The sequence below is a fragment of the Shewanella sp. 10N.286.54.B9 genome, from assembly GCF_041468565.1.
GTDB lineage: Bacteria > Pseudomonadota > Gammaproteobacteria > Enterobacterales > Shewanellaceae > Shewanella.
On the sequence record NZ_JBFRIY010000059.1, the window covers coordinates 42,629 to 57,978 of the forward strand.

10 protein-coding genes are annotated in these 15,350 nt (G+C 43.7%); 6 read left to right on the forward strand and 4 right to left on the reverse strand.

The window, feature by feature from the left end:
- The first annotated feature begins 93 nt into the window (after window positions 1-93).
- Window positions 94-2,238 (forward strand): phosphate acetyltransferase, encoded by a 2,145-nt coding sequence (gene pta, locus AB4135_RS18645; RefSeq protein ID WP_371994953.1) that lies wholly within the window; start codon window positions 94-96, stop codon window positions 2,236-2,238.
- Between the two features lie 413 nt (window positions 2,239-2,651).
- Window positions 2,652-3,089, forward strand: a complete 438-nt coding sequence (locus AB4135_RS18650; protein ID WP_371994980.1) for a hypothetical protein — start codon at window positions 2,652-2,654, stop codon at window positions 3,087-3,089.
- A 712-nt stretch (window positions 3,090-3,801) separates the two neighbouring features.
- Here the strand turns inward: AB4135_RS18650 and AB4135_RS18655 are convergent.
- The gene (locus AB4135_RS18655; protein WP_371994954.1) at window positions 3,802-4,716 is read right to left on the reverse strand and encodes a class I SAM-dependent methyltransferase; all 915 of its coding nucleotides are present in this window, start codon (window positions 4,714-4,716) and stop codon (window positions 3,802-3,804) included.
- Window positions 4,717-4,721: 5 nt separating this feature from the next.
- Window positions 4,722-5,804 carry an AI-2E family transporter gene (locus AB4135_RS18660; RefSeq protein WP_371994955.1) on the reverse strand — a complete coding sequence of 361 codons (1,083 nt, stop codon included), beginning with the start codon at window positions 5,802-5,804 and terminating at the stop codon, window positions 4,722-4,724.
- A 371-nt stretch (window positions 5,805-6,175) separates the two neighbouring features.
- On the opposite strand from AB4135_RS18660, the gene AB4135_RS18665 reads away from it, so the two are divergent.
- The gene (locus tag AB4135_RS18665) at window positions 6,176-7,081 is read left to right on the forward strand and encodes a TIGR01777 family oxidoreductase (RefSeq protein WP_371994956.1); all 906 of its coding nucleotides are present in this window, start codon (window positions 6,176-6,178) and stop codon (window positions 7,079-7,081) included.
- Window positions 7,082-7,136: 55 nt separating this feature from the next.
- Here the strand turns inward: AB4135_RS18665 and AB4135_RS18670 are convergent, their stop codons facing one another.
- Window positions 7,137-9,590: an ABC transporter permease gene (locus tag AB4135_RS18670; RefSeq protein WP_371994957.1), complete on the reverse strand. Its 2,454-nt coding sequence runs from the start codon at window positions 9,588-9,590 to the stop codon at window positions 7,137-7,139.
- Entirely contained in the window at window positions 9,581-10,318 is a 738-nt protein-coding gene (locus AB4135_RS18675) for an ABC transporter ATP-binding protein (protein WP_371994958.1), read from the reverse strand. Before AB4135_RS18675 ends, AB4135_RS18670 begins: the two co-directional genes overlap by 10 nt.
- Here AB4135_RS18675 and AB4135_RS18680 point away from each other — a divergent pair.
- The 3 genes from AB4135_RS18680 to AB4135_RS18690 all read left to right on the forward strand — a co-directional run bounded on the left by AB4135_RS18680 (window position 10,299) and on the right by AB4135_RS18690 (window position 15,280).
- Window positions 10,299-10,943, forward strand: coding sequence for an arylesterase (locus AB4135_RS18680; RefSeq protein WP_371994959.1), 645 nt, complete (start codon window positions 10,299-10,301; stop codon window positions 10,941-10,943). The two genes, AB4135_RS18675 and AB4135_RS18680, sit on opposite strands and share 20 nt — an antisense overlap.
- A gap of 117 nt (window positions 10,944-11,060) precedes the next feature.
- Entirely contained in the window at window positions 11,061-12,158 is a 1,098-nt protein-coding gene (locus AB4135_RS18685; protein WP_371994960.1) for a YdiY family protein, read from the forward strand.
- 473 nt (window positions 12,159-12,631) lie between these two features.
- Window positions 12,632-15,280: a parallel beta-helix domain-containing protein gene (locus AB4135_RS18690; protein ID WP_371994961.1), complete on the forward strand. Its 2,649-nt coding sequence runs from the start codon at window positions 12,632-12,634 to the stop codon at window positions 15,278-15,280.
- Window positions 15,281-15,350 lie beyond the last annotated feature (70 nt).

Genomic DNA, 15,350 nt, shown 5'->3' on the forward strand with positions numbered 1-15,350 from the left:
CTATTTTGAGCTGCTAGCAAGATATGCCTGCAGCTCAAAACACGTTTTTAAAGCCATATTTTTGTGGCGTTCTCGAGTTTTTAAGAGGTATTTATGTCTCGCAACATTATGCTCATCCCGGTGGGGACTGGTGTAGGGTTAACATCAATCAGTTTAGGTATGGTTCGTGCGCTAGAGCGCCACGGTGTTAAGGTTCGGTTTTTCAAGCCAATCGCTCAGCAACGCCCAAACGATCGTGGACCTGAGCGTTCAACCACTATTTTAAGCAAATCACCGACTGTTAATCCACTCGAACCGTTTGAGATGGATCACGCAGAAAACCTGATCCGTGCAGACAAGACAGATGTATTGATGGAGCAGATTATTGCCCGTGCAACTGAGTTTGCAGATGATACAGAAACACTGATTGTTGAAGGTTTAGTACAAACGCGCAATCATCCATTCTCAAGTGATGTAAACCATGCGATTGCGAAAGCCTTAGATGCTGACGTAATTTTTGTCGCCACGCCAGGTAATGAAAGTGCGACTGCGTTAATGAACCGGTTAGAGATCTCGCATAATTCATGGGGCGGAAATAAAAACAAACGTCTTATTGGCGCGATTATCAACAAAATCGGCGCTCCTGTTGATGACGAGGGCCGTGCACGCCCTGACCTATCAGAAGTATTCGATCACGACAGTGTTCAACGCACCGATGCGGCAAACATGTTCCAGCTACCAGGCAAGAGCAAACTGCGCATTCTAGGTAGCGTGCCTTATAACCTAGACCTAGTGGCACCACGCGCTTCAGATCTTGCTAAGCACCTCAGCGCTAAAATTATCAACGCTGGCGAAATGAACACTCGCCGCATGCGTAAAGTGACCTTCTGTGCCCGCAGTATCCCAAATATGGTTACTCATATTAAAACAGATTCACTACTCGTGACCTCTGGCGACCGCAGTGACGTAATCGTATCTGCTTGTCTTGCTTCAATGAACGGCATTAAAGTTGGTGCGCTCTTGCTAACGGGTGGCTACGAGCCAGAGCCACAAATTATGGAACTGTGTGAGCAAGCTTTTGAAACTGGCTTACCTGTGTTCTTAATCGATACTAATACTTGGCAAACCTCGCTGAACATTCAACGCTTTGACCATGAAGTCCCTGTGGATGATGCGGTGCGTATTGAACAGGTTCAAGAGTTTGTCGCTGGCCATATTGATCAAAGCTGGGTTGAAAGCATTACTAAAAACTCACCACGTGAACATCGCTTGTCACCACCAGCATTCCGTTACAAGTTAACAGAACTTGCCCGCGCCGCTCGTAAAACTGTCGTGTTACCTGAAGGTGATGAGCCTAGAACAATCGAAGCTGCTAGCATTTGTGCTGAGCGCGGTATTGCCCGCTGTGTTTTACTGGGTAATCGTGAAGAGATTGAACGTATCGCGACTTTGCAGGGCGTAACATTAGGTGAAGGCGTAGAGATCGTCGAGCCAGAAGCCGCACGCAGCCGTTATGTCGAGCCAATGGTTGAACTTCGTCGTAGTAAAGGCTTAACCGAAGTCGTCGCCAAAGAGCAGTTAGAAGACAACATGGTACTAGGGACTATGATGCTTGCTCAGGGTGAAGTAGACGGTATCGTATCTGGCGCGGTTAATACCACTGCTAATACTATTCGTCCACCATTGCAATTAATTAAAACGGCGCCGGGTTCAAGCTTAGTTTCCTCTATCTTCTTTATGTTGATGCCAGATCAGGTCTTAGTCTACGGTGATTGTGCCATTAACCCAGACCCAAATGCAGAGCAGTTAGCTGATATTGCGATTCAGTCAGCAGAATCTGCTATCGCATTTGGCATCGATCCACGCGTAGCAATGATCAGTTACTCTACTGGTAGTTCAGGAACAGGTTCTGACGTAGATAAAGTACGTGAAGCGACTCGCATTGCTAAAGAGAAGCGACCAGATCTAGTGATTGATGGTCCTTTACAATACGACGCCGCGGTTATGCCGAACGTTGCTCGCTCTAAAGCGCCTGACAGCCCTGTTGCAGGTCAAGCAACCGTATTTGTATTCCCAGACCTAAATACCGGTAATACTACATACAAAGCGGTTCAGAGAAGCGCTGATCTAATCTCTATTGGTCCAATGCTGCAAGGCATGCGCAAACCTGTAAATGACTTATCACGCGGCGCGCTTGTCGATGATATTGTTTACACGATTGCGCTTACTGCAATCCAAGCTTCGCAAAACGAAAGCTAAATACGATACAACTAAAAAGCCTGCTTATGCAGGCTTTTTTTTGGGCTGAGAATTTATACCGTAGCAATACACTAATAGGGATCGTCGCGATCAAATTAACAGTAGTATTGGGGGAATTGATCAGAATAAACAGGCCAAATAGTAAACATGACGTGAATACGTCAAAAAATAACCAGTCAATTTAATGCTGATATATTAATAACTTAACTACACTAAAAATAGTCTTCAACACACTTGTCCACAGATTCTGTGGATAACCTTTATAAGTTATCTATACAGATATGCCTGAGATCTTTATCTAGGTCAAGCTTTGCGTTAGATCTAACAGTAAAATCTTGCGTTAGTGCAGGATTATCGTGATACTGCTAAAAAACCAATAATAAAAACTTATGTTGAAATTCCTTATTCTTATTATGTCACTGTTTAGCATTTCTGCTTGCGACAATACCGCCGGCCAGTCTGTATTAGCGGATCCGTCAATCCCCTCTATGCGTACGCCAGAGCTCTCCTCTCTCGGTTTTTTAAATGCTATTTATGTTGAGCGTGATGTAGAGAAAGCCAAGTTGTTCGTCGATGACTCAATGAAGGATATATTGTCACACTATTACATTGCAACTTCAGTACAACGACATGTACTCAACTTGTCATTGACCGACGTTGAGATGGAGGTTGATGAAGTTGATATCGATTTTTTCCGAAAAACAACTGAAGATGTCACCGTCATCGTGAAGATTATGGGATTGCGTGGTGGCCAGTTTTGGGTCGATGATCGAACATTGCGCTTGAATAAACGCAAAGGGAAGTGGATTATCACCGAAGTGGTCCCTGAAAAAAGAAATGTAAATGGCTAGGTGCTAGGTTATGACATAACTCACAAACAAAAATAGCAACCCTATGGTTGCTATTTCTTCTAGATAAAACTGATATCAGATAGTTTTATCAGCGGCTATCCTAATCCAAAAATGCTTCTTCATCCATTTCAACTGGCAGAGACTCTAACATCTCATCTTGTAGTTGATAATATGCGCCTTCATATTCCTGAACTTCCATAACGACTCCGGATCTTTGATTTAGGTGTAGGGTACAAAAGCATGTCATCAATAGTGTGACATTTTGCCTTTCTTAAAACATGCCAACTCTGCAGTGTTTCTATCGAGGATTATAACAGCATTACCGAGGCACTTACAGAAAACTTTCAGTTTAAAATGCAAAAACAGCCTAAAACACTGTCTTAAGGCCAGAACACTCTATTTTCCGTCAGCAAAACTGAAAGTCTTTCAGTTTTTTATTCGCTTTCACACTAAACAGCCATTTTAATTAGCAAAAAAAATATACAGACAGTAACATCTACTGCTATCTCTTCATCGCCTACATTGAATAACCTGCTGTGTTAACTTGCTGTGAATGCTCAGCGGTTTTACCAAACTAAAATATCCACATAGTTATCAGTCTTCATCGAACGTTTAAACAGCCTAATACTTTCTGTGATTGGTATAATTCAGGCACAAAAAAGGCCAAACATACTGTTTGGCCTTTTCACTCTGTAAACGGTTATCAAGCGACTTAATCGCTCTGTTGTTTGTAGCGCAACACTTTCAGTGCTTTGTTGGGATCAACATCGTTAAACACCTGTGGATTCTGCAACTGTTGCTCTAATTTTAAATTAGGGCTGTACTCTGCCACCTGCCCTTTTAGAAAATCGATAGTGAGCTCAGGTGCATTGAGGCATAAAAGAATATCACCGTCAGTCGCAAGTAAGCTGGGCAAGCGTTTCAACAGTCGAGCATAGTCTTTAGTCGCCACAAAACTGCCTTTTTGATTACTAGGCGGGTCGGCAATGATCAAATCATAAGGGCCAAGTTTTGTAAGCTTACCCCAGGATTTAAAAATATCGTGGCCTAAGAAACGCGCTCCTGAGCCAAAGCCGTTCAACAGATGGTTTTGCTTACCTATCGATAACGAACCTTTACTCATATCAATATTAACTACTTCTGCGGCCTTTCCTTGCAGCGCAGCAACAGAAAAACCACAAGTATAGGCAAACAAGTTCAGTACCTTCTTGCCTGCACTGTTGTCGCGAACCCACTGTCGACCATTGCTCATGTCCAAGAATAAGCCATGATTTTGACCTTTCAATAAGTGCACTTGAAATTGAGCACCATTTTCAGTCACTACGTGCTTATCAGGCACTTCGCCTTTAAGGATATCGGTATGTGTTTCACCACCAGCTCGATACTGAAAAACTAAGTTAATCGGTGAATTACCTTTAAGCTCACACCAACGTTGCTCTACAGCCTCGGTGATGACTGAAAGCTCATCGTCGGTCAATGGCTTAAAACTGGTTAACAATATTACAGGCGAAAACCAATCTAAACAAAGGTGCTCCGCACCTTGGTAACAACCTCCGCGTCCGTGGAATAAACGGCCTACATCATCACCAAAGGTTAGCTCTTTTATTGCTTCAATAAATAACTGCATTTAACTCACTTTTTACTCTGTTCTATCTTTAAACTTTCTTCGGACTCGACTTCATCTTCGGCGACATCATCACCCAGCAGCACTGCTAACCAGCGGCCATCTTGACTCGACTCTAACGCTATTTTAACGATCATAGTTAATGGTACAGACAACAACATACCGACTGAGCCGAGTAACCACCCCCAAAATATTAATGATAAAAATACCACTAATGTCGACAAGCCGAGACCACGACCCATATAGCGTGGTTCAACCACATTACCCATAATGGTATTGGTGCCTAAATACAACAAAGCGACCGCACCCGCAGCACCTGGACCTATTTGTATGAACGCGAGTAACACAGAGGGAATAGCAGCAATAATCGAACCTATATTAGGGATATAGTTAAATAGAAAAGCAATTACTCCCCACAGCAGCGCATAATCAACGCCAATAATGTACAAACCAAGCCCGACAATAAAACCAGTCCCCAAACTGACTAACGTTTTTATCACCATATATTGATTAACCGAGTGTAGAAAACGGTCTATCTGCTTTAGTCGCATATCAGGGTCATCAAGTGCAAGGTGCATCTTTCTTGAAAAGCCATTTGACTCAAATAACATGAATACAACGGTCAAAATAATCAAAAACAGATTCGCCATCACACTGCCGACGCCAGTCAACATATTGGTGGTCATTGACAGCGCAATACCTGGGTCAAAATAAGCTAAAATCTGCTCTTTGGAGATCTGAATATTAAGCGCGGCTAGCTTATCGACAATCCAAGAAAACTGTTCAATCAACTGATCGCGATAAAACGGCAATTGTTTTGAAAACTCGTTAATCGAGGTGCCAACTAATGAAGCCAGCCACAATCCCATTAACACAATAAAAACCATCAGCATTAATACGGCTAGCCCTCTAGGGGCTTTATGGCGAGTAAGCCAGTTAATGACCGGATTACAGATCACCGCTATAAACACCGACAGCACAAAAGGAACCACTATCGGGCTTGCTGTTTTTATCCCTGCCAAAATCACTACAATAAATGCAGAAATGGCAAACCCTTTAAATGCCACGCCTTGACTCTCAAATCGGCCCATTAAAAAATCCTTGTTGATCCATAATTAAATAACTGTTTTACATCGAGGAATAAAAACCTAACCTTATCCTAAAGTTCCACACTCTAAATGCCAAGACTAATTAGCAAACAAGTCAATTGTTTAGGTCGATACTGAATCCCCCTAACGATTAAAAATAAGCAATAGCTTGAATTATCGCATGAATTTTTAAAAAACACTGTTTTAGTTTCAACCAACGCGCTAGAAGTCAATGCAACAGCCTAAATAGCAGCTAAAAAGCCACAATATAAAACAACACTGTTGTGTTAATACAAAACAATTTTAACAATGAAGAGATCTTAATCAGCCACAATGGCGTAAACTCTAGTAAGACCCCTTAAAAACAAAAGCCTATGAATATATTAATTACCGGCGCAAGTGGATTTGTTGGCAGTCAATTAGTTAAACAGTTAAGTCCGCATCATCAACTGACTCTGCTCACTAGATCGCCTGAAAATAGTGCCGTTAAACTAGGTGCTGCTCACCACTATCTAGCCAGCCTTGACAGTCTAGCAAACTTAGACAGCTTTGATGCCGTGATCAATCTAGCCGGCGAACCGATTGCAGGTAAACGTTGGTCTAGTGATCAAAAAGAGGCTATTTGCCAGAGTCGTTGGCAGATCACGCACAAGATCTCAGCACTCATAAACGCCAGCGACAATCCGCCGCACACTTTTATCAGTGCTTCTGCGGTAGGTTTTTATGGCCGGCAAGGCGAGCAATATATCGATGAAGAATTTAAATTAACCAAAGAAAGCCAAGGTGAGTTTACCCATAAAGTATGCGCTCAATGGGAACAAGAAGCACAATATGCTGTTAGCGATGCAACCCGTGTTTGTATTGTGCGTATCGGGCTGGTGCTAGGCGCTCACGGTGGTGCATTAGCTAAAATGCTACCCGCATTCAAATTAGGCTTAGGTGGCCCAATAGCAAGTGGTCAACAAGGTATGAGCTGGATCCACCAAACCGATCTCATTCGCCTGATAGAATTTATGCTAAACAATGAATATTGCAGCGGCATCTATAATGGCTGCGCTCCCACTCCAGTGAGTAACAAGGCTTTTACTCATGCAATGGGCAGAGCCCTAAAACGCCCAGCTTGTATTCCAGCACCAGCATTCGGCTTAAAACTGGCACTAGGGGAGATGTCGACGTTACTCATTGATGGGCAATATACAGTGCCGCAAAAAGCACTCGCTGATGGGTTTGAATTTAGCTATGCAAATATTGAGGATGCTTTTACCGAAATCTTCAAATAAGAACAGAAATGGGGGGGGCAGTCGCGGCCCCCCCTTTTGTCATCACATGTTTTTATTAATGCGCTTTTAGCAACTCACCACAAGACTTATTGAGCAATTGACGACAGCGCCATAATCCCAGAGATGCCACAACCAGCCCACCGCTCAACGGAGCGATAGCCCACCAAGGCCAATGCATATACACATTAAGCTCGAACACCTGGGTTTTAAGTAGATACAGGGTAAACTCAGCCACAATAACCGCCAATACTCCAGCAATGGTGCCTAACAGTGCAAACTCTAAACCCGTTGCAGCTCGAAGCAACCAACCTGAAGCGCCGAATGTTCTAAGTACCGCCAGCTCTCGTTGACGACTTGCCATTCCAGCTTCGGTCTGCGCAATCATCACTAATGCGCTCGCCAATAGCACTAATACCATCACTAACGTTAGCGACAGCGACACCTGTTCAATGATTTGCCGCAGTTGCATCACCATCGCACCTACATCAATAATTGATACGGTTGGGAACTGCTTGATTAACGATAAAATCACTGACCGTTGAGACTCCTCAAGATGGAAACTCGACATAGAGGTATAAGCAAACGGTGCTAACGCTTCTTCAGTAAAAATCATAAAGAAGTTTGGCTGCAGTGTTTCCCAATGCACTGCACGAATACTGGCAACTTTCACCGTTAATGACTGATTATCGATGGTGTACGTTAGGCTGTCGCCGAGAGCAAGTTCTAGACGCTCAGCAACACCAGATTCAACTGAAACATCATAGTTATCTTGGTTAAATTGACCTGATAATAGCTCATTATTGTCAGGCATACTGTCGCGATAGGTTAAGTTCAGCTCTCGAGAGATCCCCACTCGTCCCTCTTCACCCGCTTTCTTTTGCTCCGATGAGATGAGTTCCTCACCATTAATCGCAGTCAAGCGACCTCTGATCACCGGATAAATAATCGGTGGCACTTTTACATGAGGTTTTAAAAAGTCTGCAATAGCATCCGTTTCATCTGGTGCGATGTTAACTAGAAAATAATTGGGAGCATTCTCTGGTAGCTGTTTTTGCCATTCGTTTAAGATATCTTGCCTGAGCGCAAAAATGGTCAATAACAGCACTAACGCACTACTAAAGCCCACCAATTGCACAGCATTTTGTCGCGCTCGACGTCGAAGTCCAGCTAATGCAAGTTGCAATGGATTCGTGGTCTTCATACCGACGCTATGACCTAGGCGGATCATAAAGAAGCCTAACACACTCAGTAAAACGCCTAACAACAAGACCGCAGCAACCACAGTGAGTGTTAGCGCCAAGCTTTGAGAGTACAAATACCCTAATATCGCCATCGCAGTTAAGCTCAGTAGCAGATGTAGCCACATACCTAACTGCAAACCTTCAAGATGTCCCTGCAATACTCGGAGCGGCGGAATGGCCAATAGTCGCATCAACGGATAAGCGGAAAACATAAAGGCGCTAATAAAGCCTGTGCCAATTCCCAGCAAGATAGGCCGACTTATGGGCGGACTATAAGCCGCTATTTCAACGGGTAAAAAAGAAGTGATAGCACGATCTAATCCAAAACCACCGACCAGTCCCAACACCACACCGACCGCAGTAACCAGCAATAGGTGTGTGCCAAATAACACTCTGATCTGTTTCGCAGAGGCGCCAAATGTTTTGAGCATTGCCACCACATCATAGTGGCGTTGGCAGTAACGCTGCGCGGCGATACCTATCGCGGCGCAGGCCAATGCAATACCCAGTAGGCTTGCCAGCAACAAAAAGCGTTCAGCCCGTTTCACCGCGCTGGCAATAGGCGAATCACCCGATTGCACATCCACCCAACGCTGACTGGTATTAAGTAGCGGCTTCGCTTGCTGCTCAAAAGCGTCAAGTTTTGCCGTGTCACCAGTAAACTGATACAGGTAAGTGACTCTACTGCCAGGTTGGATAACTTGGGTTTTGGCCACATCTTCAATGCGCATCAGCACTACTGGCGAAGAGGCGAATGGATTAAAGCCAGCATCGGGTAAGCGGACTATCTCTTTCGACAAACCAAAATTAGCGTTACCAATTTCAATCTGCTTAGGATAACCAAGTAGACCACCGAGTCGAGTTTCAAACCAAATATTGTCAGCATTTGGCAACCCTTCTGCCACACCTGTACTTAGCTCGATGTCTCCCTTAAGTGGGTAGCCTTGCTCAACCGCTCTAACGGTAACAAGTTGAAATTCATCGCCGGCGTAAACCATAGAATTAAACTGCATACTGGTTACGCGCGATAAGCCTATGTCATCAGCGATAGCAAGCACTGCAGGGTCAATCTTCTTTGGCGAGTTGATAATTCTGTCTGCAGCGATAAATTTTGAAGCTTGCCCATTGATGGCAAGCTGCAAGCGCTCGCTGACAGACGCTAAACCTGTCACCGACAACACCGCCAAGGTGATTGCTAAAATAATTAGCAGTAACTGCCCTTGAGACAGTTCTCGCTTAAATAGCCTCCATGCTAGTCTTAGCTCCATGAACTTGCCTCTTGTGCAACGTTGTTATCAACCTCAGCGGCGGCAGCAGATTGCTTTTCGCTCAAATGGCCAGAGTCCATGACAAACTGGCGTTGGCAGCGACTCGCAAGCACCATATCGTGAGTCACTAACACTAACGTGGTATCACTCTCTCGGTTAAGTTCAAACAACATATCAGCAATTTTATCACTGTTAGCTGAATCCAAATTCCCTGTCGGTTCATCCGCGAACAGTACTTTCGGCTCGCAGATGAAGGCTCGGGCTATCGCTACACGCTGCTGCTCGCCACCTGATAGTTGATTAGGAAAGTGGTTCAGTCTATGGCTTAATCCAACGCGCTCTAGCATCGCCTGAGATTTCTCTTTTGCATTGGCGATCCCTGCAAGTTCTGCAGGTAACATGACATTTTCCAGCGCATTCAAGGTATCTACCAACATGAAAGATTGGAAAATAAAACTCACTTTTTGCTTCCTAAGTGCAGCCTTAGACTCCTCATTGAGGGTTTCCAATGCCACACCATCGAGCAAAATAGAACCATGGCTTGGAGAGTCGAGCGCTGCAAGTAGGCCAAGTAAGGTTGATTTACCAGAACCAGAGGGCCCAAGTATCGCGACACTCTCTCCCTGCTTGACATCCATATTAATGCCGTTGAGGATAGTCAGTTCTCCCTCTTGAGTATTAACCGATTTTACTAGGTGGCTTACTGTTATGGCGCTTTTTTCAGACATAAAAACCTTCTTAAACCTTAAAAACCGACAACTCGGTTTTGTCTTATTACTTATATTTAGCAGTTTCCCGCTAAGTGCTGCCCCTATATTAATCCTAGGTGACAGCCTAAGTGCAAGTTATGGCATGCCAGAAAATGAGGGCTGGGTTCATCTTCTGCGCAATAAAATGCCCGAACATACCATTATCAATGGCTCTGTAAGTGGTGAAACCTCTGCTGGCGGATTGCGCAGACTGCCCGCCCTGCTTGACTCTGCTAGCCCTGAGGTGCTGCTTATAGAGCTCGGCGGCAACGACGGCCTTCGTGGTTTTCCGCCAAAGCAGCTGAAAAATAATCTTACAAAAATCATCGAGCTTGCCCAAGATAAACAGATCAAAGTGCTGTTAAGTGAAATTATGGTACCGCCTAACTACGGCCCGCGCTATGCATCTCAAATATCAAAGGTTTATAGAGAACTCGCAGCAGAACATGATATTACCTTAATGCCGTTCTTTATGGAGTTGATTGTTACTGACAGTACGTTAATGCAAAGAGATGGGATCCATCCAAATGCAAAAGCCCAGCCACAAATCGCAGAATTTATGCAGCCATGGTTACAACAAGCAACAGAAACTTACCCTAAATGATATAAAAAACAACAAAATAGTTGAAGCTAACACAGCAAGTTTGTAAATTATTCATCTATCAGAATAATAATCTGTAATCAGTCCTATTTTTGAATATATACATGGCAAGGGATCTCGATGAGCAAAAAAGTCAATTTGGGTGCAATAGCAATCGGTAGTTTTACACTTTTTTGTTTAAATACTGTAGCTTTAGCGGCAGAGCCTTTGCCTCAAATTACTCTTGAGCAGATAACACTACCCGTTGATAGTCAATATGATTGGTTACAACTGACATCCTTAGAGCTTCTTAAGGGCGAAATTGTTAATCTCTATGATGACAAACTCGAATTTGATAGCGATGAACTTGATAGTATTTTTATCGATTGGGAAGACGTGAAGGTGTTGCAAAGTAGCAGCATTGTTAGCATTGGCTTTACTGATCTCACCACTAAATCTGGCAGACTGTTAATCAAAGATGGTAAGTCCTATATCAATGGTGAAGTGTTTGATAGTTCAAAAATAATGACCATCATTGCTGGAGAGCAAACCGAAGCTAACTATTGGTCCAGTAAAATTAGCTTGGGCGCTAATTTTCGCAAAGGTAATACCGACCAAATAGATTATAGTGCGATAGCTAAAACCAAACGCCGAACAACCCAATCAAGGTTTAATCTAGATTATATCGGCAATTATTCAGAAACTGATGGCGAAAACAACATCAACAACCATCGTATCAACAGTAATTTTGACTGGTTTATTTCTAAACAGTTTTACCTTCGTCCAGTATTCGGCGAACTCTACATTGATCCATTTTTGAATACCGATTACCGAATAACCATAGGTTCCGGTCTGGGTTATAATATTATCGACACCCCAAAAACAGAGTGGAGCGTCAGTGGCGGCCCCGCTTATACGCTAACTCGATTCGATACCGTTGCAGTTAATGAAGATCAAAGCGATAGCAGTGCGACATTAGTCATTGAAAGTTTATACGACACCGAAATATCATCTGACATAGATTTTAACGCACTCTATCGATTGCAGTACGGTAATGAAACTTCAGGTGGTTATACCCATCATGCTATTGCAACATTAGAAATAGAGCTAACGGATATGTTCGACCTTGATCTGTCTTTGGTTTGGGACCGAACCAATAACCCTCAGCAAGATTCTAATGGCATAACCCCAAAGCCCAATGACTATCAATTTATTATTGGCTTTGGTATCGACCTTTAATGTTTTTACAAAACATGCTGGATAGCTAAACCAGCTATCACTGTGCGCGACATACAGAGATAACGACATCCAGCACCATCATATCGCCATTCTTTTAGCGTTATCAGTCAAAAAAGCTGCGTAACAATAACCCCTTCTGCTTCCAGAGCAGTCTATTTTGCATTGCTCTAGCGATAAGTTGTCATTACTAAACTTCATTTTCATAAGCCTCTGTTTCTGTATTAATTTAACAATATTATGCACGGTAAAATAAAATCGTTAAAAATTTATCAGCACAGAAATAATACAAGCGTTTGAATTGCTAGCACTTCATAATTATTTTCAATAGCTAACAGCACACATTATGTTTAATTACAGTTTAAAAGCCATTTGATAACACAATGTTGCGAGCCTGTTGTCCGAATTTCACATTGCTTATCTGGTACGTCAGTGCAATCTAAGAGGCGCATAATAAAAATAATTCTGGAGACGCTATGCTCAACAAGAAACCTTCATGGCTAATGCCATCATTAATCGCCACAGCAGTCGCAATAAGCTTGGGGGCTTGTTCTTCTGACGATGACGAGCCGGTACAAATAGAAACCCCACCGGTCGTAACTCCTGAGCCCGAAGGGCCTTCCTTTCCTGATGGCGCGATAATGATCGAAGATGGTGAAAACCTCACTATCCGCATTCAAGAAGCACTTATTAACGCCCAAAGTAACGATGTTATCGTACTGCCAAAAGGCACATTTGAAATTGAATCGACGCTACTGTTTGATGGCGATGTAGACGGCGATGGCAGCTTTGCTAAAAACATAACCATTATGGGTTATGGCCAGAATGAAACAGTACTCGATTTCTCCAAAGCTAACTCCGGCGATGGCATTTTTGTACAGAATGCCGTTAATATCATAATTCAAGATCTATCAGTCAATGAAGCCAAGAATAATGGTATCAAGCTTAAAAATACTAACGGCATTATCTTGCGTCGTTTAGCGACAATTTGGGAAGGTGAACTTGATGAAGGCAACGGCGCTTATGGCCTGTACCCTGTTGAGTGTGAAAACATTCTCATTGAAGACACCTATGTGCGCGGCAGTGCCGATGCCGGTATTTATGTCGGACAGTCACAGTACATTGTGGTTAGACGTAACATAGCCAAAGAGAACGTTGCCGGTATTGAGATAGAAAACTCCAAGTATGCAGACGTATACGATAACGAAGCCATGGGCAATACAGGCGGGATTTTGGTGTTTGACTTGCCGATTGGTAACCACAGATACGGTTCAAGCGTTAGAATATTCAACAACAAGGTTTATGATAACAATACCAAAAACTTTGCCAATGCATCCGCCAATCCAGCAGGTGTTCATATTGTTCCACCGGGCACGGGGATGATTATTCTTTCAACTGATGATGTTGAAATATTTAATAACGAAGTCACCGACCACGACACCATGGGGATCACCATTTCAAGTTTCTTTATTGCAGAACCTGATATGTCCGCCTTTGTCGGTAACTATGGCCAACCCGGTCAACCGATTGAAGATGGCTGGCGCCCCACACCGCGTAATATCTATATCCACGATAACGTCATCACAGGTTACGGTCAAAAGCCAAATGGTTACCTTATTGATGACATCATTAAAGCTTACCTGTTCACCCATGGTGCATTTCCAGGTGTGCTATATGACGGCTTGGGTGAGATGCTATCTAATAACGGAACCGCCGCCTACCTTGGATTACAAGAGATGCCATTTGCTGCAGATGGTAGCGATAACGTTTGTGCTAGCGACAACGGCGATGTCTCTTTCGGTCGTCTATACGCAAATGAAAATACCGACATTTCAATCCCCGAAGTGCTATATGAGAAGAGCCAAGATAAGCTCATGAACTGTGCTCAAGTAAGCTTACCGGTGCATACGGTAACCTTTGGTGATCAAATTTTTGGTTGTGGCGTCGATGACGATGTTGAAGGCTGTGACGGTGGTAACTTAGTTGGCGGTGGCGGTAGTATTGGCGAAGGTGAAGGTGGCCTTGTTGGCGATGGCGACTTAACCCTCTGTAAAGCTGAAGGTAGTAATGCCTCTTGGGATGCACTACTTAAAGCTAACTGTCCTAACCTGTCTGACTACAACCTGTTTGCAGATGCTAAAAATCCAGCCGATGCACCAAACTCTGGCGGTTTACCCTATGACTTAACTACGCCGCTGTTTACTGATTACTCAAGTAAATACCGTTACGTATTTGTGCCAGAGGGAGAAAAAGCGGATTACTCAGCAATGGAGTCACTCGACTTCCCAGTGGGAACGGTATTAGTTAAGACCTTTGCCCTACCCGCCGATACCAGCAAGCGCGGGCTGAACAACGAAGATCTAGTAGAAACTCGATTACTCATCCATCGCGAAACAGGTTGGACCGCACTGCCTTATGTGTGGAACGCTGAAAAAGCTGACGCGGTTCTTGCAAAAGCAGGTGCTATTCAAGCGAAGAAAGTCATGCATAACGGCGAGTCAATGGACTTTGATTATGTGGTACCCAGCATGAATCAGTGTAAACAGTGTCACCAGTTTAAAGCTGACGCTGATAGTCCGGCTAAGTTTGTTCCAATCGGACCTAAAGCGCGCTTACTAAATAAAGATTATGCCTATGCTGACGGTAGCATGAACCAGTTATTAAAATGGCAAGCCGCAGGCATTTTACAAGGTGTACCTGATGTCGCCACTATCGATACTGTTCCAGCATACAACGATGGTGATGAAACGGGTGTAAGCAGCCTTAGTGATGAAGCGTTGATGAAAACAGCTAAAGGTTACTTAGACATTAACTGTGCACACTGTCACCGCCCTGAAGGTAATGCCTCTAATACCGGTTTAAAGCTCGAATACTGGAGAGCATATGCTGAAGATGCGGGCTTATCACACGGTACTTGTAAGTCACCCGTTGCTTATGGTGGTGGTTCTCTAGGCTTTGATATTGTTCCAGGCAGTCCTGAAGAGTCTATCTTACATTTCCGTATGGAAACCAACAATCCAGGTGACAGAATGCCAGAGATTGGACGCAGCCTCTCGCACGCAGAAGGTGTTGCGTTAATCAATGAGTGGATTAAGCGTCTACCAAGCGCATCTTGCTCAAGCTAAATGGAATGACTTAAAAAGGCCGGTTAACCCCGGCCTTTTTTATTCCACCAATTCAGCGAGTTTTTTGTGT

Excerpts from the sequence above, each read along its gene's own strand:
- AB4135_RS18675 (WP_371994958.1), bottom strand. The coding sequence starts at position 10,318 with ATGTCTGAAAAAAGCGCCATAACAGTAAGCCACCTAGTAAAATCGGTT.
- AB4135_RS18650 (WP_371994980.1), top strand. The coding sequence starts at position 2,652 with ATGTCACTGTTTAGCATTTCTGCTTGCGACAATACCGCCGGCCAGTCT.
- pta (WP_371994953.1), top strand. The coding sequence starts at position 94 with ATGTCTCGCAACATTATGCTCATCCCGGTGGGGACTGGTGTAGGGTTA.
- AB4135_RS18655 (WP_371994954.1), bottom strand. The coding sequence starts at position 4,716 with ATGCAGTTATTTATTGAAGCAATAAAAGAGCTAACCTTTGGTGATGAT.
- AB4135_RS18690 (WP_371994961.1), top strand. The coding sequence starts at position 12,632 with ATGCTCAACAAGAAACCTTCATGGCTAATGCCATCATTAATCGCCACA.
- AB4135_RS18680 (WP_371994959.1), top strand. The coding sequence starts at position 10,299 with ATGGCGCTTTTTTCAGACATAAAAACCTTCTTAAACCTTAAAAACCGA.
- AB4135_RS18670 (WP_371994957.1), bottom strand. The coding sequence starts at position 9,590 with ATGGAGCTAAGACTAGCATGGAGGCTATTTAAGCGAGAACTGTCTCAA.
- AB4135_RS18685 (WP_371994960.1), top strand. The coding sequence starts at position 11,061 with ATGAGCAAAAAAGTCAATTTGGGTGCAATAGCAATCGGTAGTTTTACA.
- AB4135_RS18660 (WP_371994955.1), bottom strand. The coding sequence starts at position 5,804 with ATGGGCCGATTTGAGAGTCAAGGCGTGGCATTTAAAGGGTTTGCCATT.
- AB4135_RS18665 (WP_371994956.1), top strand. The coding sequence starts at position 6,176 with ATGAATATATTAATTACCGGCGCAAGTGGATTTGTTGGCAGTCAATTA.